Raw genomic sequence first — 25,941 nt, 5'->3', positions numbered from 1 at the left:
TGACGTGCGTGCGCATCGTCTTTATTCCGGTGTTCATGATTGTGTCGGCGCTGTCTCACACAAGCGTTGCCGGTACGGATTGGAGCACCTTCGACGGACCGCTCGCCGCCGCCGCCTTTATTCTGTACGTCATCCTGTCGTGCACCGATAAGGTTGATGGCTACCTTGCTCGTTCACGCAACGAGATCACCGACTTCGGTAAGTTCCTGGATCCCATCGCCGATAAGTTGCTCGTGTTCTCGGCGCTGCTTCTGTTCTTGGATTTTGGCACCGTAACCGTGTGGTCCGTGTTCATCATCCTGTTCCGCGAGCTGCTGGTGAGCGCCCTGCGCATGGTCGCGAGTGCGGCCGGTGTGGTCGTTGCCGCCGATAAGCTCGGCAAGTACAAGACGGCGACTACGATGGTTTCCATCTGCGGCTACCTGTGCGTCTTTGCGATGGCCGGCTTGCACCTTGGCCCGGTGGCGCTGACGCTCGGTATTTACTCGGTGTCGCGCTTCCTGTACGCCGTGGCCGTTATCCTGACCGTTATCTCGGGCGCTCAGTACTTCTGGAACTGCCGCAAGATTGTCTTTTCGGTCTAGGTCCTGGTAGGCATGACGGAATCATTTGAGCAGATTGCCGCGCACAATGAAGAGCTCGCACGCGATATTGTCGAGCGTGCAACCGTTCGTGGTGTGACGGTTTCGACGGCTGAATCTCTGACAGCGGGCATGATCGCCTCGACGATCGCCGATATTCCCAGTGCCTCGGCGGTACTGCGCGGTGGTGCGGTGACGTACTGCGACGAGATTAAGCATCGCGTGCTCGGCGTTGAGCAAGAGACGCTCGACCGCTATACCGCGGTGTCGTATCAGACGGCGCGCGAGATGGCTGCCGGTTCGCTGGAGCTGTACCAGAGCGATATTGCCGTGAGCGCGACGGGCTATGCCGGCCCCGGTGGAGGCACCGAGGACGATCCGGCTGGCACTTTTTATATTGGCTGGGCGTATCGCTCGGCCGATGGGGGAGTGCCGGTCGTGGACTCCATTCGTTGTCACTATGAGGGCGATCGTTCGTGTGTTCGTGCCCATGCGGTCGCGGAGGCACTGGGTCGCATTGTCTGCGTGCTCAATTCTATGGAATAGACGTGTTTTAAGGGGCCTCCGGGCCCCTTAATTGTGGAGATAGGGACCTCTGGCGAATTTGCTCTTTGTGCAGGTAGTTGGCGTATTCTTCCTCGTCATGCTTTGTTTGGTTTACCTGCGGTCAAGTTTTTGGTCAGTGTTTGGTCGGCGTTTGGTTGGGTTTTGGAAAGGTCGGCTGCATATGATTTATCTGAACGGTTGACCACGAACAGCCGTTCGTTTATTATCGATGCAGGTTGTTAAGAGGAGGGCTATTCATGGCCAAGAATTCAGGTCCCGTACGTACCGTTCATGCTCGCACGACGGGTAAAGAGCGCGATGAGATGATCGCCACCACCAAGGCCGAGATCGAGAAGAAATTCGGTCAGGGTTCTATCATGAGGTACGGCGACGGTGGTCCCGAGCTCGAGGTCGAGGCCATTCCCACGGGCGCCCTGGCCCTCGATGCCGCTCTGGGCATCGGCGGCGTGCCGCGCGGCCGTATCGTCGAGATTTACGGCCCCGAGTCCTCCGGTAAGACAACGCTTTCGCTCGAGATTTTGGCAGAGGCCCAGGCTATGGGCGGCGTCGTGGCATTTATCGATGCCGAGCACGCGCTCGATCCCACGTATGCCGCACGTATCGGCGTGGACATCGATGAGGTCCTCATTTCCCAGCCCGATACGGGCGAGCAGGCGCTCGAGATCGTCGACATGCTCGTGCGCTCTGGCGCCATCGACGCCATCGTCGTCGACTCTGTCGCCGCTTTGACCCCGCGTGCCGAGATCGAGGGCGAGATCGGTGATACTACGGTCGGCCTTCAAGCCCGTCTGATGAGCCAGGCGCTCCGTAAGCTCGCCGGCTCACTCGCCAAATCTAAAACGACCTGTATCTTCATTAATCAGTTGCGCGAGAAGATCGGCGTCATGTTCGGCAACCCCGAGACTACGACGGGCGGCCGCGCCCTCAAGTTCTTCTCGTCGGTGCGCATCGATATTCGCCGCATCGACAGCATCAAGCTCAAGGACGAGGTTATCGGCAATCGCGTGCGTGCCAAGGTCGTTAAGAACAAGGTGGCCGCTCCGTTCCGATCTGCCGAGTTCGACATCATGTACGGTACGGGCATCTCTAAGGAGGGCTCGATTCTGGACATGGCCGTCGAGTGCGGTATCTGCAAAAAGATGGGCTCTTGGTTTGCTTACGGTGAGGACAAGCTCGGTAATGGTCGCGAGGCCGCTAAGGCCTTCCTGCGCGAACACCCCGATTGTGCTGACGAGATCGAGCATAAGGTTCGCCTCGCCTGCGGCCTTGAATTCGATGACGATGCTCCGTCCGAGGTCGAGCTGACCGATCAGCCCGAAACTGAGGAGTTCGATGAGCTTTACGCCATCGATGGCTCCGCGATGCTCGATGATGACGACGAGTAGCGGATGCCCTCATGTCGTATACGGTGACCGAGGCCACGGTCGTCTTTCCCGATAAGAAGGCGGCCTCCTCGTTCTCGAGTGGGTATGCATCAAAAAAGCCTTGTGCACATATCGACTGTGAGCTCGAGGGTGGTTTTGATCGATCCATCTGGATTCCTGTTCGTGTCGCGCGCCTGTTCCTTAAAAATCGCCCCGATCTTCCCTGCGATTGGGATGAGTTTCGCGAGGCGGTACAGCTCATTGAGCGTAAATGCGCGCTTACCATGGTGACTGAGATGACGTCGCGCCGCGACCATGCCACGGGTGAGGTCCGTGACAAGCTGGCTCGTTACGGATTTCGCCAGCCCGCAATTGAATTCGCCGTCCAGCGTGCCACTGAGTATCGCTTTTTAGATGAGAATCGCTTTTGTTCGTACTTTATCGAGGAACGCAAACGACGCGGCTGGGGACAGCGCAAGATTGAGACCGAGCTCAAGCGCCGCCATGTCGTACTCGATGATATCCCCGGCTATCCCGAGGATTATTTTGCCGTGGAGGACGACTTGGCTCGCGCGTCGGCTTTGCTCGCAAAGCGTCGTATTCCCGAGACACGTGGATTCGAAAAGCTCGTCCGGTTTTTGATGGGCAAGGGATTTTCGTACCGCATCGCCGCCGATGCCGTTAAGGCGCGTCTCGATGCCGAACGTGAGGAATGTGCAGTTTAGACACATGTGTTTTGCGTACCTGCCGTTCGCCGCGTTTTAGCCGCCGTACTGGGTCCATTTATTTGACAGTTGTTGCGGTTCAACGTACGATAAACACTGTCATTTGCTTTGTGATATGTGCTCATCTTTGATGAGTTTGTTTATATGTTTATCTGTATCCGACCCGCATAAGCTGCGCCCATATTACTCAAATGTCGCGAGCCGTTCGCAAGGACGGTTCGCTTTGTTGTGTAACGAATCCATAAAAAGGAGTGAGCATGCCTATCATCGCAGCGCTCGTTGGCATCGTTTTGGGTGCCATCGCCGCCATTGCCTACATGCGCACCGCCAAGCAGGGTAGTCTTCACGAGGCCGACGAAAAGATCCAGTCGGCACACGCACAGGCTGAGTCCCTAATCGGTGATGCAAAGCGTCAGGCCGAGACCCTCAAAAAAGAGGCTCTGCTTGAGGCCAAGGAAGAGATTATCAAGAATAAGCAGGCTGCCGAGGCCGAGGACAAGCAGCGTAAGAGTGAGATTCGTACGCTCGAGAACCGCGTGATGCAGCGCGAGGAGTCCCTCGATCGCCGCAACGATGCCCTCGACAAGCGCGAGCATCAGCTGTCCAGCCAGGCTGGCCAGGTTGAGAAGCGCTCCCGCGAGCTTGAGGAGCTCTGCGCCAAGCAGACTTCGGAGCTCGAGCGCATCGCCGACCTGACCCGCGAGGACGCTCACAAGGAGCTCCTCGACAAGGTTCGCGGCGAGGTTACCCACGAGGCCGCCACGATCATCCGTGAGTCCGAGCAGCAGGTTCGCGCCGAGTGCCACAAGACCGCTCAGGAGATCTTGTCCCTGGCGATTCAGCGCTGCGCCGCCGACCACACCGCCGAGGTTACCGTTACCTCTGTGCACATTCCTTCCGATGACCTCAAGGGTCGCATCATCGGCCGCGAGGGTCGCAACATCCGCACCTTCGAGCAGGTTTCTGGCGTCAACCTCGTGATCGATGATACGCCTGAGACCGTCGTGCTTTCGAGCTTCGATCCGGTCCGTCGCGAGACCGCCCGCGTCGCCCTTGAGAACCTTATTGCTGACGGCCGCATTCACCCCGCCCGCATCGAGGAGATGTATCACAAGGCCGCCGACTTGGTTCAGCAGCGCGTGCGCGAGGCTGGCGAACAGGCTGCCTTCGATACCGGTATCCACGATCTGCACCCCGAGATCGTTAAGACCCTGGGTGCTCTGCGCTACCGCACCTCGTTTGGTCAGAACGTGCTCCAGCATTCCCTCGAGGTTTCCGACCTGTGCGGCGTGATGGCTTCCGAGCTTGGCCTGGACGTTGTGACCGCCAAGCGTGCCGGCCTGCTGCACGATCTTGGTAAGGCTATCGACCATGACGTCGAGGGTCCGCATGCCGTTATCGGCGCCGAGCTCGCCCGTCGCTATGGCGAGAAGCCCGTTATCGTTCATGCTATCGAGGCCCATCACGCCGACGTCGACCCCAACACGGTGCTCGATGTTCTGGTCCAGGCTGCCGATGCTGTTTCTGCCTCTCGCCCCGGTGCCCGTCGCGAATCGGCCGAGAACTACATCAAGCGCCTTGAGAAGCTCGAGGAGATTGCCAACTCCCATGACGGCGTCGAGCGTACCTATGCCATGCAGGCTGGTCGCGAGGTTCACGTCATGGTTCAGCCGGACAAGATTTCCGATGCTCAGTCCACGGTCTTGGCTCATGACATCGCCCATCGGATCGAGGAAGAGATGGAGTATCCCGGTCAGGTGCGCGTCGTCGTGATTCGCGAGAGCCGCGCTGTCGATATCGCTAAATAACATGAACGACGCGAACGAGCTCATCTCATTTATCGCGTCGATGTCGGGGGAGGGCAACCTTCGCGTCGAGGAGAACCTTGGCGAGGGGTATGTCCGCCTCCGCGTTTCGGAGGCCGAGCGGCGGCAGGCAAAGCACGACATTCAGCATGTCGAGGATATTGTCATCGAAATGCTGCGGAACGCCCGTGATGCCGGCGCCGACAAGGTCTATCTCGCCACGACCAAGGAAGATGGCGTCCGTACGCTCGTCTTTCTGGATAACGGCTCGGGTGTGCCGCAGGATATGCAGGAGCGCATCTTTGATGCTCGCGTTACCTCCAAGCTCGAGAGCATGAAGATGGATCGTTGGGGCGTTCACGGTCGAGGCATGGCATTGTTCTCGATTAAGCAGAACACCGACGAGGCACGCGTTGTCGCGTCGGATGTTGACCTTGGCTCGGTTTTTAAGGTGAGCGTCGCTACCGACCGCCTTGGCGAGCGCGCCGATCAGTCCAGCTGGCCTCAGGCCGTGAAGGACGAGGACGGTCACTATGTCTGCGCCCGCGGCCCTCACAACATCATTCGCGCCGCCTGCGAGTTTGCTCTCGAGGAGCTGCGCGCCTGTGATGTCTATTTGGGGTCTCCGTCCGAGATCGCCGCGACGTTGCATGCGCAGGCGTCCAGCCGTCTCGATGCTTCTCGTCTTTTGTTTATCGATGACGAAGCCGAGCTTCCGGTGGTCGATCGCCTGGGACTTGCTTCGGATGCGGAAGACTTTATTCGTATCTGTTCGGGTCTGGGCCTTGAGATGTCCGAGCGTACGGCGCATCGTATCTTGGCGGGCCAGATTAAGCCCGTTCGCGGTGTGACCGCACGCCTGCTTCGCGAGCGCGATTCGTCTCCGCATGCGTCTGCTCCGGTTGATCTTGCCAAGGATCGTCGCGGGCTGCGTATCGCCAAGGACGACATGGCGCAGTTCTCGCGAGCCGTGGAGCGCGACTTTAACGATCTTGCATCGCGGTACTATCTCAACCTTTGCGGCGACCCCAAGATTCGTGTTTCACGTGATCGCATCACTGTGACGTTCGATCTTGCCAAAGAGGAATAGCATCTTTACCGAGTCCGTTCGGTACGATACAGTTATTGCAGTTAAAACGTACTTTTAAACGCAGGAGTTTCTTCATGGATTGCCTGAAGGTATCAAGCAAATCATCGCCCGCGTCCGTTGCCGGCGCCATTGCCGGCATGGTCAAAGATGGTGTTCCCGTCAATATTCAGTGTGTCGGCGCGGGTGCCGTCAACCAGGCCATTAAGGCTGTGGCCATTGCACGCGGATTTTTGATTCCGACCGGGTTTGATATCTCCTGTGCGCCGGTGTTCTCCGACATCCTCATCAACGGGGAGTCGCGCACGGCCATCCGTCTTTCTATTTACGTTCATCAGATTAATCGAGCTGCTATGGATAACGTTGTTATGGACGACGTTAAGCCTGTTGCATAGAGTATTTACTCTTTGCCTGCCCTCTTTGATTACGTCTATTTCACCTCGTTAGGACTTATACACATGGACCAGGGTTCCGTACGCGATATTCTTGCTGGTAAAACCTACTTTATCCGCACCTTTGGCTGCCAGATGAATCAGCACGACTCCGAGCGCGTGAGTGGCCTGCTCGATTCATATGGCTGCCTCATGGCGCTCGATCCAGAGCATGCTGACATTGTCGTGTTCATGACGTGCTGCGTTCGTGAGGCCGCTGACACCCGTCTGTACGGTCAGTGCAACTCTTGTAAGAGCCTCCCGCCTTCGCCCTCGGGCAAGCGCGTGGTCGCCGTGGGCGGCTGCATTGCCCAACGAGACGGCGAGGGCTTGCTCACCAATGTCGATAACGTCAATGTTATCTTTGGCACGCATTCCATCGCGCATGTGGCCGAGCTCATTGCCGAGGCATTCTTGGACGGCAAGCGTCATATTCGCACCAATGAGCATGAGGACACGGATGCTATGAGCATGCCGTGGCATCGCGAGACCCAGTATCACGCCTGGGTCCCCATTATGACGGGCTGTAATAACTTCTGCACCTATTGCATCGTGCCGTATGTGCGCGGTCGCGAAAAGAGTCGCCCTTTCGAGGAGATTGTCGACGAGGTGACCGGTCTAGTACGCCAGGGCGTGCGTGAGATTACGCTTCTGGGTCAAAACGTCAACTCCTATGGTCGCGACCTGTTTGGCAAGCCGCGCTTTGCCGACCTGCTGCGCGCCGTGGGCGATACGGGTGTAGAGCGTATTTTCTTTACTTCCTCGCACCCCAAAGACCTGCTGCCCGAGACCATCGACGCTATGGCCGAGACGCCTGCCGTCATGCCGCAACTGCACCTGGCAGTTCAGTCGGGCTCGACGCGCATCCTTAAAGAGATGAACCGTCGCTATACGCGCGAGGATTATCTGGGGCTTGTCGATCGCATCCGCAATCGCATGCCCGATATCGCGCTTTCGACCGATATCATCGTGGGCTTCCCCGGAGAGACCGAGGAAGACTTTGAGCAGACGCTCTCGCTTGCCGAGACGGTCCGTTATGCTCAGGCCTATACGTTTATCTATTCCAAGCGCGCCGGTACTCCGGCAGCCGAGATTGACGATCCCACGCCTCATGAGGTGATTCTTGAGCGCTTCAACCGTCTGGTGAAGGTTATCGAGACCACAGCGCACGAGTATAACCAAGGTGAGCTCCACACCGTTGTGCCGGCGCTTATTGAGGGTACGAGCAAAAAGAATGACGCGATGCTGCTGGGCAAGAGTCCTAAGAATCAGACCGTTCATGCACCGATTCCCGCTGGCTACAGCATCGATCAGCTGATTGGCAAGATTGTCGATGTTGACGTCGACGTTGCCAAGACGTGGTATCTGTCCGGATCCGTTGTGGGCGAGCCGCGCTAATGATTTCTCCCGGGGCAGGCCTTTCCGCCGTTGCGATTGTCGGTCCGACCGCAGTTGGTAAAAGTGATGTCGCAGATCGTTTGGCGGCTCGCCTTTCGTCCGAAGTGCTGTCGTGTGACGCGATGCAAATCTATCGAGGTATGGATATCGGCACTGCCAAGATGACACCTGAGGAATGCACGGCGCCTCTACGCCTGGTCGATATTGTTGAACCGGGCGTTGCATATTCTGCGGCGTTGTATCAGGCAGACGCTCGTGTACATGTTGAGCGCTTGCTGGGCGAGGGCCGCCTACCGGTGTTTTGCGGGGGTACGGGCTTGTATCTCAAGGCGGCCCTGGATGAGATGGATTTTCCCTCGGGCGAACTTGAGGACGATCGCCGCGCGGGGTATCAGGAGCTTGCCGAGCGCATTGGCGAGGAAGCGCTGCACGCGCTGCTTGCCGAGCGTGACCCCGAGTCCGCCGCGGTCATCCACCCCCATAATGTTCGTCGCGTGATTCGCGCGCTGGAAATGCACGATGATGGCGTGTCCTACGCGCAGCAAAAGTTGCAGTTTAGTGTTCCGCGCGAGCATTATCACGCTCTGTGGTTTGGATTGATGCGTAATCGTGAGGCGCTTTACGAGCGAATTAACCTACGCGTCGATCTGATGTTTGAGCAGGGTCTTGTTGATGAGGTTCGCTGCCTTATGGATCAGGGGCTGGGAGATGCCCTGACTTCGATGCAAGCGATTGGCTATAAAGAGATCATCGATGCCTTTGACGGCGTGATTTCTATGGATGAGGCTCGCGAACTCATCAAGATGCGCTCGCGTCGCTATGCCAAGCGTCAGCTTTCGTGGTTTAAACGCGATGACCGCATCGTGTGGTTCGATATGGACGAGTTTACGATCGATGAGGTCGTTAAGGATATCCTTCACCGTATCGAGGCGGCCTAATGGCTCGGTTTCCCCTCGTTCCCACGGCGCCTGAGCCCGAACGCGCCGTTCTTGTCGGAGTTGAGTGGCGCGATAACGCCTGGCCGCTCGATCGTTCGCTTGACGAGCTTGAGCGCCTGGCCCATACGGCTGGCGCCCAGTGCGTGGCGCGTTTGTCACAGCGTCTGGTTAAGCCGTATCCAAAATCGTTTATCGGCTCCGGTAAGGTTGAGGAGCTTTGCGGGCTTGTGCATCGAATGGATGCCGATGTTGTTATCTTCGACGACGATTTAACGCCTTCGCAGCAGTCTTATCTTGAGAAAGCCGTGTGCGAACCGGTTAAGATTATCGACCGCACGGCGTTGATTCTCGATATCTTTGGCTTGCACGCTCAGACCCGTGAGGGCCGCCTGCAGGTGCAGCTAGCCCAATTGCAGTATCTGTTGCCTCGCTTGCGCGGTATGTGGAGCCATCTTGCTAAAGAGCAGACACGCGGTGGCATTGGTTCGCGCTTTGGCCAGGGCGAAAGCCAGCTCGAGGTTGACCGACGTTTGATTCGCAACAAGATTGCCGCGCTTCGTCGCGAGCTTAAGCAGGTTGAACAGCGCCGCGATGTCCAGTCAAAGAGTCGTATCGAGTCGCCGGCGTTTCGCGTTGCCTTAGCCGGTTATACCAATGCCGGTAAGTCGACGTTGCTCAATCGCCTGACCGGGTCTACAGTGCTTTCACAGGACAAATTGTTTGCCACGCTCGATCCGACGACGCGCTCGTATCGCTTGCCCGGCGGTCGTGGTATGACCATTACCGATACGGTTGGCTTTATTCAAAAGCTACCGCATGGTCTCGTTGATGCCTTTAAGTCCACACTGTCCGAGGTCCTTGGTGCCGACCTGATCCTTAAAGTTGTGGATGCCTCTGACGAGGACTACGAGCGCCAGCTCGAGGCAGTCGATCGCGTTCTTGACGAGATCGGTGCTGGCGAGCGTTTGACGCTTACGGTGTTCAATAAAATCGACCTACTCGATAGCGTCGATCGATTGAGTTTCCGTCGTCGCTATCCCGAGGCCGTGTTGTTCTCGGCCCAGACAGGCGAGGGGCTCGACGATCTCGTCGACCGAATTGCTCGTGAGGCGGCTGCCACCGATGTGTTGCTCTCCGCTGATATCCCGTATCGCGAGGGCGCCCTCATTACGCTGGTGCATGAGCAGGGAACCCTTCTGCATGAGGAATATCTAGAGGACGGCGTTCGCATTGTGGCAAAGATGCCGGCCCGAATCGCGCCGCGTCTTGAGCGCTATCGTACGGAGTAAACGAGCTCTAGCACGCCTAGAATGACAGGCTGATGGAGTAGGTAGAACGGTAAGGCATGCCGACCGAGGACTGCGAGCGCCGGGATGGGATTGGCGTATGCCCATGCCGGCGCTTCGTGGCTTGATGCTTGTGCTGCCTGGGCAGTAAAGAAGCCGGTAAGGTACATAAAGACAAATGGAATGAGCGGATAGTAGTCTCCCGAAACAAAATCCGGGCCCGGGAATCCAAGCCATGCCAGGTAGGGGAGTGGGTAGACCGCCTTTGGAATGCCCCAGGTTAGGGTAAAAAGAACAAGGCATACTGCGATGCCCCACGAGCCCGGTAATTTTTGGAGTAACGGACTGGTGAGTGCAACCACCGCGGTGCACGCCGCCATGCAATAAATGATGCCAAAGTTTACCGAATCGTCGACTGATACCAGTGTAGTTGCAATCCATACGATCAAGGCTGCGGCCGCGTATTTGAGGGCGCGCTTAACGTTATTGCGCGAGAGCGTGCACATCCAACCGGCGATAAACAAAAATACCCAGCTGATACTAGCGCGCCAGATATCCTGGAAAACCGTTTCGGTAAACCATGTCATATCCCATCCATATAGGTAGGCCAAATCGTAGCAGGCGTGAAAACCTGCCATCGATAGCATCGTAAACCCGCGGATGGTATCAAATATGGTGATGCGTTTTTGCATTACGAGAACCGGCGCATTAATCCGACAACCTTACCCAAAATAACGGGGTTCGTCGCATAGATGGGCTCCATGGTGTCGTTCTCAGGCTGCAGGCGCACGCGCCCCTGCTCCTTGTAGAACGTCTTGACGGTCGCCGAGCCATCGATCATGGCCACGACGATTTCGCCGTTCATGGCGCTCTTTTGCTCGCGAACGATAATGTAGTCACCGTTGTAGATGCCGACATTGACCATTGAGTTGCCGTGCACTTCAAGGATAAAGGAGCCCTGGTCTGTGGCGATTTCGGTCGGGATGGTAAAGGTGTCCTCGATATTTTGCTCGGCCAGAATGGGAATCCCAGCCGCGACGCGACCGACGAGCGGCAGTGAGACCGTTCCGCGGGGCGCTGTGGGTTCATCGGATTTGGAAATCGAGACAGAGGATCCGTCCTCATCAAAGAGCTCTAGGGCGCGAGGCTTGGTGGCATCGCGCTTGAGCAGCCCTCGAGCCTCCAAGGCAGAGAGATGAGCATGCACCGTGCTGGGGGAGGAGAGGCCTACGGCCGATGCCATCTCGCGCACACTGGGCGGATAGCCCTTCTCCTGCTGATATTCCTTGATGAAGTCGTAAATCTGCTGCTGACGCTTGGTAATTTTGCGAGCCATCAGGGGATCCTCTCTGCCAATGTCAAACAAATGTTCGATTTTGCTTGACAGGAACAACTGTTCGAAGATAATAATAACCGAACATTCGTTCTCGCGCTAGACATTTTTGTCCGCGCGGCTTGATAAAACTGTTCTCAGCAAAACACGCGAGAGGAGAACATGATGAACGCAACGAATATGGTCCAGGGAAACCTCGCCCTTAAGCTCGAGACGCCCGCCGCGCCGGCTTTCACGGTTGTCAAAGGCGGCCGATCTGGCTTCCAAACACTGCCTGGTAAGCCCGTTCGTAGCCGGTGCGTCGCCACGACTTCGGCCCCCGCCGCCCTGAAGGCCTCGACGGTTGTCGCCCTGGCCGTTGCGCTCACGCTCTTCTTTGTACTTGCCACCTCGATCTTCAGCGCTCGTCACGCCGCATATGCCGAGTCGGCATCTAACGTTACCTATGAGACCGTCCGTGTTCAGTCTGGCGATTCCTTGTGGTCGCTTGCCCAGGAACATCCGATTGAGGGTCTTTCCACGCAGGAGACCTCTGATATGATCCGCAACGTCAATCACCTGGAGCATGGCTCGCTCGATGCCGGTGCGCATCTTAAAGTTCCCGCACGTTCATAAGATTTAAGTACCGTCGCATGGTACCCTTGTAATCGTTTTAGAGGAGGTACCATGCGCTGTCCCAAATGCGGCAAGGCACATACCCGCGTCGTTGATTCCCGCATGCAGGAATCAAATAACACCATCAAGCGCCGTCGCGAATGCTGCTCATGCAATTATCGCTTTACGACATTTGAGCGTTGTGAAGACCCTATCGAGGTCATTAAGTCAGACGGATCCAAGCAACGGTTCGATCGCAATAAGCTGCTGGTCGGTTTGATGCGCGCCACGATCAAGCGAGATATCGACACTAAAAAGCTCAACGAGATCATTGACGATATTGAGGTTGAGCTTCGTTCCCGTACGCTCACGGCTGTTACGTCCCATGAGCTGGGCGATATGGTTCTTAAGCGGTTGGCCAAGATCGATAAAGTGGCCTACATCCGCTTTGCCTCGGTCTATCGCGATTTCAAAGACGTCGATGAGTTTCTGCAAGAGCTCGACAAGCTAAGGTGATTTCATGTCCAACATTACCGTTAACATTAAACGTCTCGATCCTACGGTCGAGCTTCCCAAATACGCACATCCCACGGATGCCGGTCTTGACCTCCGAGCCAACGAAGACTGCGCGCTTAAGCCCTTTGAGCGCCGATTGGTCTCCACTGGCTTGGCCATTGCGCTGCCCGACGGCTACGCCGGCTTCGTCCAGCCTCGCAGCGGCCTGGCCATTAAGCAAGGCCTGTCCATAGTCAACACTCCTGGCCTCATCGACGCCCACTACCGAGGCGAGCTCAAAGTCATCCTCATTAACCTAGATCCCACGAACAACATCCAAATCAACAAAGGCGACCGCATCGCCCAGCTCGTCATCCAAGAAGTCCCCACGGTCAACCTCGTAGAAGTACAAGAACTAGACGAAACCGACCGAGGAGCCGGCGGTTTCGGTTCTAGCGGCGTAGCTTAGTCGTTTTCGTACTGTCCGCTGACCGGCCCGACCCGTCTATATATCATCCCATGCTCAAACATTCTCGCGGGGGCGCTCGTATCCCTCCCGCCCGTCTCTCACACATATCATTCCATGCTCAAACATTCTCGCGTCGCTTCGCTCGCTGCGAAACTGCGCGTGGAACGATATGTGAGAGAGGCGGGCGGCTACTCGCTTGAAAAAATTTACATTCTAGTTAGCCGATGCGACAAAGGAATAGTCTCTTTGTCGCATCGGCTAACTGTATTTATCTTTTCCGGTCTCGCCTTTGTTGGTTCTACTGGAGGGGAATCTAGTTTAGCTGCTAGTGCGTAAACGCAGCTTGCCTGTGGGGGCCTATATATCGTCCCGCGCGCAGTTTCGCAGCGTAGCGAGAATGTTTGAGCACGGGATGATATATAGGCCCCCACGGGCAAGCGAACAGTCCGACGCTAGCGGATATGAGCAGGCTTCCCGCCCCAGTAGAAGCGGCAGAAGGCTCGTTTGCGCTTTTGGGGTTTGCCTACGAGTTCCATGGTGGCGACGGCGATGTCTTCGGCTGCGCGGGGACGGCGCAGCACTTCGCCATTGATGAGCAGCGCCTTGAGTGACTCCGGGTGATCGTGGAGATGGCGCAACGTCACGATGAGCTCTCGTGCCGTGGTGACGTGCATGCTGGCGCCCATGCCGGTGAGCATAGTGGTGTTGGCTTTTTCCTGGCCATATGACTTGCCCAGCAGGATCATCGGCAGATGCGCACAGAGGCACTCGGTGACCGTGAGTCCGCCCGATTTGAGGATTGCCAGGTCGCAGCCGTGCATGAGGGCGGCCATGTCGTCGACATAGTCCAAAACCGTGACGTTCTCGAGCTTCATGGCATCGAAGAGCGTCTTCAGGCGGGTGGCATACTCCACGTCTTTGCCGGGCAAAAAGACAAAGTGCATGTCTTCGAAGCTGCGCAGGAAGGGGAGTGTGTGGTCCATCGCCGCGCGAAAGCGGACGTAAGGCTGGGGCAAGCTGGCACCTGCCATTACCAGCACGACGGTCTTGTCGATGGGGAGGTTGAACTTGGCTAGCTCTTCCTCGCGATCGTAATCCGTGTCGAATCCGGCGCGAATAGGGATGCCGGTAATGCGAATCTTTGCCTCGGGCACCTTGCGCGGACGCAGCGTTTCGGCCATAAATTCGTTGGCAACACAGAATAGATCGGTGTCCTTGTGGGGCCACCAGCCCTCGACTTCGTAGTCGGTCGGGACGCAGATGACCGGATAATCGATACCCGTAATTACGCGGGCGCCCACGGCAACGTTGGCTGCCGTGATGTGCGTTGCGACCACGGCTATGGGCCTGCGGTTACGAATATATTCGTTGAAGGCGGGGAACATAATTCGCGACCATGCCGTGCCGCCACCCCAGAGAAGATGCCCTGTAAGCGTATATCGCCAGGTCAGGTCGTAAATGGGGCGCGTGGCTCCCGTAAAAGAAGCCGCGGTCTTATTGCCGTCGAATTTAATGCGTCCAAAATCAAGGATATCGAGCACTTCAATCTCAACATCCTCGGGGATGCCATTGGTGCCGCGGATGAGGTCGAATGCCTGCGCAATCGCATTTGCGGCGGCCTTGTGGCCCGAGCCGACCGAGGCGTGCACGATGGTCACGAGAGGTTTTTGCTGAGCCAAGAGCGTGGATTGCTCCGATTGGGGAGTGCTGTGCGTGAGCAGGGGAGCGTCGTCGCTCGTCTGCGTCTGATCCATCGATAACTCCCCTTCGACGTTGTAATACGGATTTATCATTGTAGTGCATGAGTGTCACGTTCACGTAAATTTGGGTATGAGCGCAAAGAACGACAACGTTTCGACGAGAGGACTCTTCATGACTACCGATCAGACAATCGATGTTGCGATTATCGGCGGCGGCCCTGCGGGCTATGCTGCCGCCATTTATGCGGCGCGTGCCAACCTGTCGACGACTGTCCTTGAGCAGGGCATGTCGGGCGGACAGATTGCCACGAGCAACGAGATTGAGAATTATCCTGGCATTCCGCTGCTAAGCGGTGCCGAACTTGGTGAGCGGTTCCAGCAGCATGCTGAAGGCCTGGGGGCTCAGGTTGAATGGAGTATGGTGACGGGCGTCGATTACGATGCCGATGCGGCTTTATTTACCATCCATCATGATATGGGCGACACAGCGGCCAAGAGCGTCATTGCGTGCATGGGCGCCACGCCGCGTCCTGCGGGGTTTGTTGGCGAAAACACGTATCGCGGTCGTGGCGTTTCGTACTGCGCGACGTGTGACGGCATGTTCTTCCGTGGCAAACAGGTCTTTGTTATCGGAGGCGGCAATTCAGCATGCGAGGAGGCGCTGTTCCTGTCCGACATTGCCAGCAGCGTGACTATCGTGCTGCGTCGCGATCAGTTCCGTGCACCCGAGGGCGTTGTGAATAAGGTGCTTGCTAAGGACAATATTTCAGTTAGGTACCAAACTAGTATTGTTGAGCTTTCTGGTGAAGCGATGCCCACGACAATCACGTTTAAGGACAACGCAACCGGTGAAACGTATTCCGAGTCTTTTGATCCGGGCTCGTTTGGCATTTTTGTCTTTACGGGGACGCAGCCACATACCGAGCTCGTTGAGCACCTAGTCGATCTGGCTCCCGACGGCGGCATTGTCACCGATGATTCCATGGCCACCCGCACACCCGGATTATTCGCAGCCGGCGATATTCGTTCCAAGCGTTTACGCCAGGTTGTGACCGCCGTATCGGACGGTGCTATAGCGGCAACCAGCTCATACGCTTTCCTACGCGGATAAGTACGATAATATATCTTATGTAAGGTTGCTATCTTTAAACAAAGTGGTTGGACGGTGTTTCAATGTACTGTCTAACCACTTTTACTGAGCGGCTATGTGGTATGCAAAACTAGATAACCTAGAATACAATATAGAAAACGAACGGAGGCCTCTGATGAACCACGTCAAACATGTTATTCCGATGTCCGATACATCGGTCAGTATTAAGCCGGAGGACATTCAGCCGACGGTGCTGCCGGATGCATTTATTCAGTCCGATATGGTGGGAAAACTCAACGCGTTGAGCCTGCCACGCTATGACCAGCTGCCCTACGTAACGCTCTATCGCGATCAGGTTATTGAATATGTTGCGCTGTGGATGGAGCCGCTTTCGATTTGCGTAGAGCAGCCCGTTATTACGCCCTCGATGATCAATAACTACGTGAAGGTCGGCCTCGTTCCTGCTCCGGTTAAAAAGCAGTATGGCCGTGAGCAGATTGCGCGTCTCATCGCCATTTGTATCTTTAAGCAGGTGCTGCCCATCGCTGCGGTTCAGGCGCTCTTTAATATTCAGCGCTTGAGCTACGACGCTCCTACGGCTTTCGATTATGTAGTCGATCAACTTGAGGCATCGATTCACGCGGCGTTTTCCGTCGAGCAGACTCCCGTGCCCGATACCGCCCATCAGGTTACGCGCGAATCGCTTCTCGTGCGCAGTGCTGTATCGTCCTTCGTTTCGAAGGCATACCTGATGAGCTACCTTAAGTTTAATGGGTTTAATAGCTAGTCAATGTATAAAACGGGCGGGACAAAGTGACAGATGGCTCTTTGTCCCGCCCGTGTTTTGCTTGGTTGAACGTTATCGACCCGAAGCCACGCCCATGCCGTAGCCGATGATGAGGCCGTTCATCTCGGCATAGTAAGAATCTAGCCCGTTGCAGGGCATGATGATAGTCTTGGAGCCTGGCCAGTGCTCCACAATGCGGTCGGCAAGCGCCTGGGCTCCAGCTTCGTTCTCAACGTGATCGATGATGACCTCGCCGCCAGTAAAGCCCTCGGCCTCCATGGTGTCGACAATCTTGGTGAGCATCTTCTTTTCGCCACGCGTGTGCCCAACGAGTTCAATTTCGCCCGCTTCGCTCGCCGTGCCCAAAATGCGGATATTGAGCTTGTTGGCAATGACGCCGGCTGCTTTAGGAATGCGTCCAGCCTTTGCAAGGTTCTCGTAATTACACAGGCTAAAGAGAATCTTGCTGTTCTGCTCCAAGCTATCGAAGTAAGCGCAGGCGTCCTCAAAGGAGGCTTCCGGGTTGCTTGCTAGATAGCGATCGAACAGCAAAAAGATTAAATCCATTTTGCCACCTGCGGCTCGCGAGTTAACCAAATGAATCTTACGGTTGGGCTCCTCGGCAAGCACCATGTCACGTGCGGTGGCCGCGGCATTGTAGCTTCCCGATACGCCCTCCGAGATGGGCATGCAGATCGTCTTGTCGGCAAGCTTAAAAAGTTCAGCCCACTCCCCTACGCTTGGACAGGCGCTCGATGATGCACTGGCTTCCGATTGAATGGCAACATTAAGCTCGTGAACATCGAGCGAGAGGTCATCGACAAATTCACGCTCCCCTACTCGGATTTTAAGAGGCGCGAATGCAAAGGTGGTATGGGGTGCGGTTGGTTGCCAATCGCGAAGATTGCAGCTTGAATCGGAGATAAGTGCCCAGCTCATTGAGGGTCCTTTCTAGTTGTTCCTCAACAATTATAGCTATCTTTTGGAAAGATGCTGCGTATATCTAGTATTCAAAACTAGATTGTTGCTTATACGCAAAACGGGCGGTCGAGATAAAAGAATGGACCTCGCTCCCAAAGGATGCGAGGTCCACCTTCGTTTACTGAGTTACAACACTTAGTAGCGAACGAAAATGTAATTGTTGTTCATGCCAGCGGCAACGGAGCTGATGATAACGCCCGTCTTGTAGTCGGAAGCATGGATCATCTGGCCGTTACCAATGTAGATGCCGGTGTGGTAAGAGTTAACCACGACATCACCAGGCTGGGGATCGGATACGCGGGTCCAGCCCATAAATGTGCCCGTGGTGCCAAGGCGGCAATAACGGCCGGTGAGGCAGTAGCTTACAAAACCGGAGCAGTCAAAGCTGTTCGGTCCAATGCCGCCCCAAGAATAAGCATAACCGAGCTTGCTGTAGGCGCGCGAAACAACGGTACCACCGTCAACGGACTGGCTCGGTGCGGAAGGCGTGGGAGCCGGAGCGGGCGTCACGGGCTGCGGCGTGGGGGCAGGAGCGGGCGCGGGGGTGTTGTCGCCGCCATTGTTGGTCGTGCCACCACCGTTGTTGGTGTTCTCGGTCGTACCGGCGGTGTCGTTGCTCACCGTGGCCTTTTCGGCGGTGCTGGCATTGATGCCAGCCTGCAGTGCGGCGTTGGCCTCGGCTTCGGCAGCAAGCTCGGCCTGCAGCTGTGAATCCAGGGAGTTCACGACACTCTGGGCCTCAGCCTGCTGGGCATTGAGCTCGTCGACCTTCTTCTGCGTCGCGGCGACGTTCTTCTCCTGCTCGGCTTGCTTATCGGTGAGCTGCTGCTTAAGGTCCTTGACATCCTGAATGGTCTGGGCCTGCTTGTCGGAAACCTTGCCGTAGTAGAACAGACGATTGAGCATGTCGCCCAGATCGTCGACGCCTGTCAGAACTTGAAGGAGACTCAGGCCACCGGTCTTGTACTCACCGGCAACGTAGGACGAAAGCTTTGCCTGGCCCTCGGCAATCTCTTGCTTCTTTTGCGTGATCTCGCCTGCAGTCTGATCAAGCTCCTGCGTCTGTGCGGAGAGCTCTTCATGAATTTGCTGGGTTTGGGTGCCAATCTGCTCGAGTTTAGTACGAGCAGCGGCAAGGTCGGATGCGGTATCGGCGTAGGCCGGAGCCACGAGGCCCAGGCCCAAAACACAAGCGATGGTTGCCGTAGCAGCGCAGCGTGCCATGTTTCTGTGCGTGTTTGCTGTGCGCATGGAGCTTCCTTTCCGGTATCTAAGGGTAGCGGCTAGTCCACCGTTACCAGGCTAAAGAGCTCAACGTCCTCGTTAGAAGGCGTGAGCTTCTTGCGCGGGTTGAGAAACGCAAGCTCAAGGATACAACCGTAGCCCACAAGCTTTGCGCCCATATCTCGCACCAGTTTACCTGTTGCCTCGACAGTTCCGCCCGTCGCGACCAAGTCGTCCAGAATCAACACGGTATCTTTAGAGCTGATAGCATCGGCGTGGATCTCGATAGAATCCGTTCCATACTCGAGCTCGTAGCTCTCGCTCACCGTCTTGCGCGGCAGTTTACCCGGTTTACGTGCGGGAACAAAGCCGGCGCCCAGGGCGACGGCCACGGGCACGCCCACCATAAAGCCACGAGCCTCGGGGCCGACGACCTTGGTAATGCCCATGCCGGCAAAATGCTCGGCCAGGGCATCCACCATGGCCTTCAGAGCCTCGGGATTGCCAAAGAGCGGCGTGATGTCCTTAAAGACGACTCCGGGCTCGGGATAGTCGGGGATATCGACGATATGAGATTCGAAGTCGTACACTTTGTGACCTTTCATGGATTGCCGGGTGGACGGCGATTATTTACTCGTGTTAGCAGACGAGCTATGCGAGGGGACGACGACCTTGGACGGCTGCACGAGCGACTCGTCGTGCGCGGCAACCGCGGGGACGCTAGCCCCATCGCTTTTAGCCTTGGTGGATTCGGAACGCGCGATCTCCTCATCGAGAGCATCGATGTCAGCGTCCTCGACCACGGCGTTGAGCGACTCAAAGACACGGTTCTTAAGGAGCGCGGTGTGAACACCCTCGGTGAGGTCGTGCAGCTTCTTAAAAGCGCGCTCGAGCTTGGCGTCGCGCTCGTCGTCGGAGGTATCCATGCCGAGCATGCTCACGAGAACCTGCTCAAACATCGAAGACTCGCGGTTTGCCGACGATACGTACTGACGCAGGTTGCGCGGCTCAATGTGGAAGCGCGACAGCTCCGAGCAGTAACGGATAATCGGGAAATCGCGGCCATCGACAAGCTCTCGGTTCTGCGGGCTCTTGATGATGCGGATAAGATCGTTCTCGGCAAGGGAGCGGATGAAAGAAATCTCAACACCGAGCATGTCGGGAATCGTCTCGATGGGATGCAGCTTTTGCTTGGTCTCTTTGGGCTCCGTCTTAAGCGGAACATCGGACAGAAGACCCACCTCGTAAGCCAAAGTGGACAGGTCCGTTGCGTTTTCCAAACGCTGCTTAATGACGTTGAGCGGCATGTAGCGGGTCTTCTGCAGGTGCAGGATGACCTCGAGACGGTCAACGTCTTCCTTGGAGTACTGGCGATACCCCTTAGGCGTACGATGAGGGGTGATGAGCCCCTCATCTTCTAGAAATCTAATTTTTGAGTTCGATAGATCGGGGTATGCGCCTCGAAGTAGATTGACGACTTGGCCGATACTCAGATAGTTGCGTTCGGCCATTACCTACTCACCGGTTTCGATGCGCTCCGGCGTGCTCTCGTGGTAGATGAGCGTGAACGTACCGATCTGAACGGAAGAGCCGTCGTGCAGCGGAGCACCGTTGACGATGGCGCCGTCGACCCAGGTGCCGTTGAGCGAGCCCAGATCCTCAATACGGGCGCCCAGGCCCTCACGAATAATGCGTGCGTGGCTGCGCGAGACAGTCATGTCGTTGAGGAAGATGCCGTTCGCGGGATCGCGGCCGATGGTGGTCACGTCATCCTCGAGCTCAAAGGCGGCTCCGGTCTGCGGGCCCTTGACGATGGACAAAACCGGAGCGGTGATGTGCACGTTGGCCATAAGGTCGGGAACGGTGACATCGCTCGAAGGAACACGGAAAACGCAGGTAGCGTCCGCAGTCTTATCGTTCTGAGGCATATTGTTAACCTTGTTGTCCATGACAACCCCTATCTAACGCGGCCACGCCGCAAAGAATGAACCGTACGTAATCATACCCCAATGAATCAGTCTTCGATTTCGGGGTTGAGAAAGTCGGTGTCCTCGTCCTCGGGATGCGCGATGGCCTGTTTAATGGCCGCCCCTCCCTTAATGGAATAGATGACAGCGGTGAGCATGGAGAAGATCACGCCGCCATACACAAAGAAGATGCCGAGGGGCACCGAGCTGCCGTTGAGGCCCGGAAAAGCCGTGAACGCGGCGGGCAGCAGTCGCCAGCCGTCCACGACGGGAAAGCCAAGCAACATGAGCGAGAAGCCGGTCATGAGCAGCGCGGTGGCAATCTTGCCGGGAAAGACGACGTCAATGGGACGACGGTGGTAGTGGCGCACGATGAGTGTACCGATGCCCAGGTAGATATCGCGGCCGATGATGAGCACGCAGACCCAGATGGGCAGTTCGCCGCGGACCACCAAGCCCAGCACGCCGGTAAACAACAGCGCACGGTCGCAGATGGGATCCATAACCTTGCCGAGCCACGAGACCGTTTTGGTCATGCGGGCAATCTGGCCGTCCATCCAGTCGGTGGAAGCCGCGATGGCATAGATGACAATGGCGACGACACGGTTGTTGTCCGTCACGAACAGGTACAGGAAGACGAGCGTGAGGACCAGGCGCGTAAAGGTAATGAAATTGGAGATCGTAAAGATCTTATTCGACGGGTAATCGGAAGTGCCGATAAGCTCCTTTTTGATCTTCTTCTTGATGCCCACAGGACTCCCCCGCTGGTAAACGACAAAACTTTCGATACTATACCCGTTCTGGCGATGTCTATCCAGCGTAAGCATAGAGAGTCCAGACATGTGGAGGGCGTTTTCGCAACGTGAATGTACCGTTTTTATGTACGTCAGCCTTCAAACATGTCATAAATTGTCGTATTTGGAGGGTGACGTACAAGTATTTGTTGAGCGAAAGTATCGATCAAGAAAGCCGTTGATTCTTCGTTGCTTAATCTGTTGATTCTTAACAAAAAAGGTCAGGCACTAGGTGCCTGACCTGCAAACTTCTGGTCGGGACGACTGGATTCGAACCAGCGACCCCTTGACCCCCAGTCAAGTGCGCTACCAAGCTGCGCCACGTCCCGAAGCTTTTGTTTGTTGCTCTGCTCTCGCTCGCAACAGGGAGTATATTAACCCGAAACTTTGGACTTGTGCAAGAACTTTTTTAATTATTTTTGAGCAAGTCCAAAATTGTATCCGCGAGCTGGGGTTTTGTTAGTACGGGAAGTTCTTTCGTGCCCGCCGTGCTCACAATCCAGGCCTTGTTGGTGTCGGTTCCAAAGCCCGAATCGGCGCGCGAGACATCGTTGGCGATGATTGCATCGCAGCCCTTGCGGGCAAGTTTGCGCTCAGCGTACTCCACGACGTTATCGGTCTCGGCTGCAAATCCGATCACACGGCGCTCGCCCTTCTGGCGCGAGAGCTCAGCCAAAATATCGACCGTCTCGACCAGTTCGATGCGATCCAAGCGCTCGTTGGCCTTTTTGAGCTTATGGTCGGCGGGAGCGGCGGGTGTGTAGTCGGCGACAGCCGCCGCACAAATGGCAGCATCGGCCGTCTGGAAGGCACCCAGCGCCGCCTGCAGCATCTCTGCGGCGGTCTGCACGTGCACGCACTCCACGCCGCGACCCACGTCGAGTGACGTCGGCCCCAGCACGAGCGTGACCTCGGCACCGCGGCGAGCGGCCTCCCCCGCCAGGGCGATGCCCATCTTGCCCGACGACCGGTTGCCAATAAAGCGCACGGGGTCGATCGGTTCGTGCGTGGGACCGGCAGTGATAACGATGCGCTTGCCCGCCAGGTCCTGAGGTGCGGGGTTGAGCACCTCGCAGATGGCTTCGACGATGTCCTCGGGCTCGCTCATGCGCCCCGCGTCCACGTCACCGCAGGCAAGGTAGCCATTACCGGGGCCAACCACGTGCACCCCGCGGTCGCGCAGCGTGGCCATATTGGCCTGGGTTGCCGGCGCCTTCCACATGCCATTGTTCATGGCCGGCGCGATCACAATGGGTCGCGGCGTGGCGAGCAGCGTCGTGGAGATAAGGTCATCGGCAATGCCGTTGGCCATCTTGGCGATGATATTGGCCGTCGCGGGTGCCACGACCACCAGGTCGGGCTCCTGCGCCAGCGAGATATGGTGGATGGGGTCGGAGGGATCGTCGAACAGACCTACCGCGACCGGCTCATTGGTGAGCGCGCGGAAGGTGAGCGGGCCCACAAACTCCGTAGCATGCTCGCTCATAACGACCTTGACGCGTGCGCCGCGCTTTTGCAGCAGGCGCACGATATTGCACGACTTATAGGCGGCGATCCCGCCGGTAATGCCCAGCAGGATCGTTTTTCCCTCAAGTTGCATTGAATTATTGGGCGCCGCCATCGTTTACGCTTCCTTGCTCGGGAGCACCAGCAGTCGGTGGCAATACGGGCAGTGTGCGATCTCGCTACCGTCGTGGTTGAGGTCGCTCATGGACGATGCCTGCAGCGCGGTGTGGCAGATGGTGGGAATGTTGCCCTTGATGGTCTCGACGGCCAGGCCACGGAACTGCTTGAGCAGGCGCTCGTAATCGGTGAGCACGTCGGTCGGTAGCGTGGCGGCAAGGGCGGTGCGCTCCTTGGTTGCAGCATCGATCTGGGCCTGCAGGTCGGCGGCCTTGGCTCGTGCGGCCTTGGTGTCGGCCTTCACGCCCTCCTCGAATTTGGCGATAATGGCCTGCGCGCGAGCCTCGCGGTCGAGCGCTTCCTTATGGGCGACAACGACATCCTTGCGGGTGTGCTCGATCTTGTCCAGACGCTTGGCCAGGGTGGCAAGCTCATTCTCCAGGTCCTGCACCTCGCGGTAATCAGAGCCGTCGACGTGACGCTTCTTGGCAGCCTCGATGGCGTTATTGGTCTGGATCTCGGTGGTGTTGAGGTCGTCGAGCTCAATGTCCAGATCCTTGCGCTGGGCGTAGAGTTTGGTCATCTCGGACTTGAGCTTCACATAGGTCTTACGCTTTGAGGCGAGCTCCTTGAGCTCCGGCATATTGGCAAGTTCGCTCTTGTTGCGGGCGAGCTCCAAATCGATCTGTTGCAGCTTGAGTAGCGTAGCGCCGGCGCTCATAAGTTCTCTCCTTTTGTCACAGTCCACCATTGGCAAGGGTTCAGTATTTTAATCGCATGACGGGGGTCGACCCCGGCGTCAACTGCAGAGTTCATCAATATATCAACGAACGGCTCCTCGGAGCGGTCGTGGCCGAGCAAGATCACCGGCAGTCCACGCAAGACAAGGTCTTGCGCCACGTGGTAGCCGGCCTCTCCGGTCACAATAGCATCTGCGCCCGCGGCAATGGCAAGCTCACCAAAATCGCCGAGAGAGCCGCCCAGAATGGCGACGGTGCGGCACGGGCGCTCGGCATCGCCCCATACGCGCGGGACGCTGCCATAGGCCGTGGCGGCACGGTTGGCGAGATTGCGCAGGCTATAGGGGTCGTTAAGCGTTGCAAGCGCGCCCAGACCGGTGAGCTCAGGCTCGTCCACATGCTCCAGCGAGCTCATGGGCTCAGCGCCCAGTAACTCACTCAGGCGAACGCGCGCTTCGTGCGAGCGGTCCAGGTTGGTATGGAGCGAGATGATGCTCACGCCGCAACGAGCTGCCTCGTAGAGTGCAGCGCTGCACTGGGGGCGCGCGGAATCGGCCGGGCAAAAGGCCTCGGGCGCCTTGATATAGATGGGATGATGCGTCAACAGCACGTTGGCGCCGGCCTCGAGAGCGCGGTGCACGTTGGCTACGGTCGCGTCGAGTGCGCAGGCAACACCGGTGATCTTTGCAGCGGGATCCCCCACGGATAGCCCAACATGATCCCAGCCCTCGGCGTCCGCCTTGGGGTAGCGCGCCAGCAGCGCGCGTTCAAGCTCGGAGACGATCATGCGGCGCCTACGATCGAGAGCAGCGTCTGGCCAAAGTCGTTCAGATCGCTCGGATTCACGCGGTCATCGAAGGAGATGCGCAGCGACCCCAATGCCTGTTCGCGACCAATGCCCATGGCGCTGAGCACGTGGCTCGGGTCCATGCTGCCGCTCGAACATGCCGAGCCTGCCGAAACCTCAAAGCCGGCGGCATCGAGCTTGATGATGAGCTCCTCGGAGTCCATGCCGTCGACGTAGATCGAAACCATGCCCGGCAGACGATTGGCCTGCGCGTAGTCACCCATGGTGGCGTGAATGCGAGGATGGGCCGTAAGCGTGGCGTAGAGCGTATCGGACAGGGCCTGCAGCGTCGCGCGCTCCTGGGCCACCTGGGGCGCCAGCGTGCGGGCGGCAGCGGCAAAAGCCAGCTGCGTGCGCAGATCCTGCGTACCGGCGCGACGGCCTGCTTCCTGTCCACCGCCAAAGATGCGCGGACGCAGCGGCGTGCGGTTCTTAAGGTAGAGCGCGCCGGATGCCACAGGGCCGCCGATCTTATGCGCGGCAACGGTCATGGCATCGACGCCCAGCTCGGTGACATCGAGCGGAATATGCAAGTAGCCCTGGATGGCATCGGTATGAAACAAGGCGCCGGCAGCATGTGCGGCGGCGGCCAGCTCACGGATGGGCTGCACCACGCCGGTCTCGTTGTTGGCGACCATAATGCTCACGAGCGCCACGTCGTCGCCGAGCAGCTCCGTGAGCGCAGCGGGCTCAATGTAGCCCGCACGGCAGGGCTGCACCAGGTCGACGGTAAAGCCCGCGGCACGCAGCAGCGGTAGGTTGTCCAGGATCGAATCGTGCTCGATCGCCGAAACGATGACACGGTCGCGCTTGCGATCGCGCTGACGGGCGCCCTCGGCAAGTCCGAGGAGCGCCAGCTGGTTTGCCTCGGTGCCGCCGTTGGTAAGGATGATCTCGGACGGGCGAACGCGCGCGCCAAAGCTACGGGCGATCTCGCGACGGGCGACTTCCAGGCGTGCGGCGGCCTTGCGGCCAAGCGAGTGCAGCGAATTGGGGTTGACGCCGGCAAGCTCGCTGTCGTCGTACTCGCGCTGCGCAAGGAGCGCCTCGGCGCGCATGGGCGTCGAGGCGGCATAGTCAAGATTCACGGGTATGCGGTTTTGACCTGCGGTCAT

28 protein-coding genes and 1 tRNA gene are annotated in these 25,941 nt (G+C 57.4%); 15 read left to right on the top strand and 14 right to left on the bottom strand.

Annotated elements, in window-relative coordinates; translation table 11 throughout:
• Positions 1-35: 35 nt before the first annotated feature.
• The 10 genes from pgsA to hflX all read left to right on the top strand — a co-directional run bounded on the left by pgsA (position 36) and on the right by hflX (position 10,185).
• A complete protein-coding gene (pgsA, locus tag ACEXKH_RS03300) occupies positions 36-584 on the top strand; it encodes a CDP-diacylglycerol--glycerol-3-phosphate 3-phosphatidyltransferase (protein WP_373573133.1) in 549 nt (182 codons plus the stop codon).
• A 12-nt stretch (positions 585-596) separates the two neighbouring features.
• Positions 597-1,127, top strand: a complete 531-nt coding sequence (locus ACEXKH_RS03295; protein WP_373573069.1) for a CinA family protein — start codon at positions 597-599, stop codon at positions 1,125-1,127.
• Positions 1,128-1,384: 257 nt separating this feature from the next.
• Entirely contained in the window at positions 1,385-2,533 is a 1,149-nt protein-coding gene (gene recA / locus ACEXKH_RS03290; RefSeq protein ID WP_271741986.1) for a recombinase RecA, read from the top strand.
• 11 nt (positions 2,534-2,544) lie between these two features.
• Positions 2,545-3,237, top strand: coding sequence for a regulatory protein RecX (locus ACEXKH_RS03285; protein WP_373573068.1), 693 nt, complete (start codon positions 2,545-2,547; stop codon positions 3,235-3,237).
• 257 nt (positions 3,238-3,494) lie between these two features.
• A complete protein-coding gene (gene rny / locus ACEXKH_RS03280) occupies positions 3,495-5,045 on the top strand; it encodes a ribonuclease Y (protein WP_373573067.1) in 1,551 nt (516 codons plus the stop codon).
• A 1-nt stretch (position 5,046) separates the two neighbouring features.
• Positions 5,047-6,132, top strand: coding sequence for an ATP-binding protein (locus ACEXKH_RS03275; protein ID WP_373573066.1), 1,086 nt, complete (start codon positions 5,047-5,049; stop codon positions 6,130-6,132).
• Between the two features lie 74 nt (positions 6,133-6,206).
• Entirely contained in the window at positions 6,207-6,524 is a 318-nt protein-coding gene (locus ACEXKH_RS03270) for a stage V sporulation protein S (RefSeq protein ID WP_006235982.1), read from the top strand.
• 63 nt (positions 6,525-6,587) lie between these two features.
• Entirely contained in the window at positions 6,588-7,958 is a 1,371-nt protein-coding gene (miaB, locus tag ACEXKH_RS03265; protein ID WP_373573065.1) for a tRNA (N6-isopentenyl adenosine(37)-C2)-methylthiotransferase MiaB, read from the top strand.
• Positions 7,958-8,896, top strand: a complete 939-nt coding sequence (miaA, locus tag ACEXKH_RS03260) for a tRNA (adenosine(37)-N6)-dimethylallyltransferase MiaA (protein WP_373573064.1) — start codon at positions 7,958-7,960, stop codon at positions 8,894-8,896. Before miaB ends, miaA begins: the two co-directional genes overlap by 1 nt.
• Positions 8,896-10,185, top strand: a complete 1,290-nt coding sequence (gene hflX, locus ACEXKH_RS03255; protein ID WP_373573063.1) for a GTPase HflX — start codon at positions 8,896-8,898, stop codon at positions 10,183-10,185. The genes miaA and hflX overlap by 1 nt, the downstream gene beginning before the upstream one ends.
• Here hflX and ACEXKH_RS03250 read toward each other — a convergent pair.
• Together ACEXKH_RS03250 and lexA are read right to left on the bottom strand one after the other, a co-directional pair.
• A complete protein-coding gene (locus ACEXKH_RS03250) occupies positions 10,170-10,874 on the bottom strand; it encodes a heparan-alpha-glucosaminide N-acetyltransferase (RefSeq protein ID WP_373573062.1) in 705 nt (234 codons plus the stop codon). The genes hflX and ACEXKH_RS03250 overlap by 16 nt on opposite strands.
• Complete coding sequence (gene lexA / locus ACEXKH_RS03245) at positions 10,874-11,518, bottom strand: transcriptional repressor LexA (RefSeq protein WP_373573061.1); 645 nt, start codon at positions 11,516-11,518, stop codon at positions 10,874-10,876. The genes ACEXKH_RS03250 and lexA overlap by 1 nt, the downstream gene beginning before the upstream one ends.
• Positions 11,519-11,680: 162 nt before the next feature.
• Between lexA and ACEXKH_RS03240 the strand changes: the two genes are divergently transcribed.
• The 3 genes from ACEXKH_RS03240 to dut are packed head-to-tail and all read left to right on the top strand — an operon-like array spanning position 11,681 to position 13,073.
• Complete coding sequence (locus tag ACEXKH_RS03240; protein ID WP_373573060.1) at positions 11,681-12,130, top strand: LysM peptidoglycan-binding domain-containing protein; 450 nt, start codon at positions 11,681-11,683, stop codon at positions 12,128-12,130.
• A gap of 51 nt (positions 12,131-12,181) precedes the next feature.
• A complete protein-coding gene (nrdR, locus tag ACEXKH_RS03235; protein ID WP_055285168.1) occupies positions 12,182-12,625 on the top strand; it encodes a transcriptional regulator NrdR in 444 nt (147 codons plus the stop codon).
• 4 nt (positions 12,626-12,629) lie between these two features.
• Positions 12,630-13,073, top strand: coding sequence for a dUTP diphosphatase (gene dut / locus ACEXKH_RS03230; protein ID WP_373573059.1), 444 nt, complete (start codon positions 12,630-12,632; stop codon positions 13,071-13,073).
• 452 nt (positions 13,074-13,525) lie between these two features.
• On the opposite strand, the gene ACEXKH_RS03225 is transcribed toward dut, so the two are convergent.
• Positions 13,526-14,827 (bottom strand): MGDG synthase family glycosyltransferase, encoded by a 1,302-nt coding sequence (locus ACEXKH_RS03225; RefSeq protein WP_373573058.1) that lies wholly within the window; start codon positions 14,825-14,827, stop codon positions 13,526-13,528.
• A gap of 118 nt (positions 14,828-14,945) precedes the next feature.
• On the opposite strand from ACEXKH_RS03225, the gene ACEXKH_RS03220 reads away from it, so the two are divergent.
• Positions 14,946-15,884 carry an NAD(P)/FAD-dependent oxidoreductase gene (locus ACEXKH_RS03220; RefSeq protein WP_373573057.1) on the top strand — a complete coding sequence of 313 codons (939 nt, stop codon included), beginning with the start codon at positions 14,946-14,948 and terminating at the stop codon, positions 15,882-15,884.
• A gap of 154 nt (positions 15,885-16,038) precedes the next feature.
• Positions 16,039-16,650, top strand: coding sequence for a DUF1836 domain-containing protein (locus tag ACEXKH_RS03215; protein ID WP_195239289.1), 612 nt, complete (start codon positions 16,039-16,041; stop codon positions 16,648-16,650).
• A 72-nt stretch (positions 16,651-16,722) separates the two neighbouring features.
• Here ACEXKH_RS03215 and ACEXKH_RS03210 read toward each other — a convergent pair whose 3' ends face one another.
• The 11 genes from ACEXKH_RS03210 to ACEXKH_RS03160 form a co-directional block, all read right to left on the bottom strand.
• Positions 16,723-17,589 (bottom strand): DegV family protein, encoded by an 867-nt coding sequence (locus ACEXKH_RS03210; RefSeq protein WP_373573056.1) that lies wholly within the window; start codon positions 17,587-17,589, stop codon positions 16,723-16,725.
• Between the two features lie 177 nt (positions 17,590-17,766).
• Positions 17,767-18,882 carry a coiled-coil domain-containing protein gene (locus tag ACEXKH_RS03205; protein WP_373573055.1) on the bottom strand — a complete coding sequence of 372 codons (1,116 nt, stop codon included), beginning with the start codon at positions 18,880-18,882 and terminating at the stop codon, positions 17,767-17,769.
• A gap of 32 nt (positions 18,883-18,914) precedes the next feature.
• Positions 18,915-19,460, bottom strand: a complete 546-nt coding sequence (locus ACEXKH_RS03200) for an adenine phosphoribosyltransferase (RefSeq protein WP_117564797.1) — start codon at positions 19,458-19,460, stop codon at positions 18,915-18,917.
• 21 nt (positions 19,461-19,481) lie between these two features.
• Positions 19,482-20,366, bottom strand: coding sequence for a transcriptional regulator FtsR (gene ftsR, locus ACEXKH_RS03195; protein WP_117564796.1), 885 nt, complete (start codon positions 20,364-20,366; stop codon positions 19,482-19,484).
• Between the two features lie 3 nt (positions 20,367-20,369).
• Positions 20,370-20,804: an FHA domain-containing protein gene (locus ACEXKH_RS03190; RefSeq protein WP_195239292.1), complete on the bottom strand. Its 435-nt coding sequence runs from the start codon at positions 20,802-20,804 to the stop codon at positions 20,370-20,372.
• A 65-nt stretch (positions 20,805-20,869) separates the two neighbouring features.
• Entirely contained in the window at positions 20,870-21,574 is a 705-nt protein-coding gene (locus tag ACEXKH_RS03185; RefSeq protein ID WP_195239293.1) for a CDP-alcohol phosphatidyltransferase family protein, read from the bottom strand.
• A 294-nt stretch (positions 21,575-21,868) separates the two neighbouring features.
• A tRNA-Pro gene (locus tag ACEXKH_RS03180) sits at positions 21,869-21,945 on the bottom strand.
• Positions 21,946-22,025: 80 nt separating this feature from the next.
• On the bottom strand, positions 22,026-23,237 hold the full coding sequence (gene coaBC, locus ACEXKH_RS03175) for a bifunctional phosphopantothenoylcysteine decarboxylase/phosphopantothenate--cysteine ligase CoaBC (RefSeq protein ID WP_373573054.1): 1,212 nt from the start codon (positions 23,235-23,237) through the stop codon (positions 22,026-22,028).
• Between the two features lie 3 nt (positions 23,238-23,240).
• Entirely contained in the window at positions 23,241-23,960 is a 720-nt protein-coding gene (locus ACEXKH_RS03170; protein WP_349090369.1) for a zinc ribbon domain-containing protein, read from the bottom strand.
• Positions 23,957-24,766 (bottom strand): Nif3-like dinuclear metal center hexameric protein, encoded by an 810-nt coding sequence (locus ACEXKH_RS03165; protein ID WP_373573053.1) that lies wholly within the window; start codon positions 24,764-24,766, stop codon positions 23,957-23,959. Before ACEXKH_RS03165 ends, ACEXKH_RS03170 begins: the two co-directional genes overlap by 4 nt.
• Positions 24,763-25,941: a cysteine desulfurase family protein gene (locus ACEXKH_RS03160; protein WP_373573052.1), complete on the bottom strand. Its 1,179-nt coding sequence runs from the start codon at positions 25,939-25,941 to the stop codon at positions 24,763-24,765. Before ACEXKH_RS03160 ends, ACEXKH_RS03165 begins: the two co-directional genes overlap by 4 nt.

This window comes from Collinsella aerofaciens ATCC 25986, assembly GCF_964259375.1.
GTDB lineage: Bacteria > Actinomycetota > Coriobacteriia > Coriobacteriales > Coriobacteriaceae > Collinsella > Collinsella aerofaciens_BO.
Note: the sequence above shows the minus strand (reverse complement) of the source record. Positions and strands in the feature narration are given on the sequence as shown.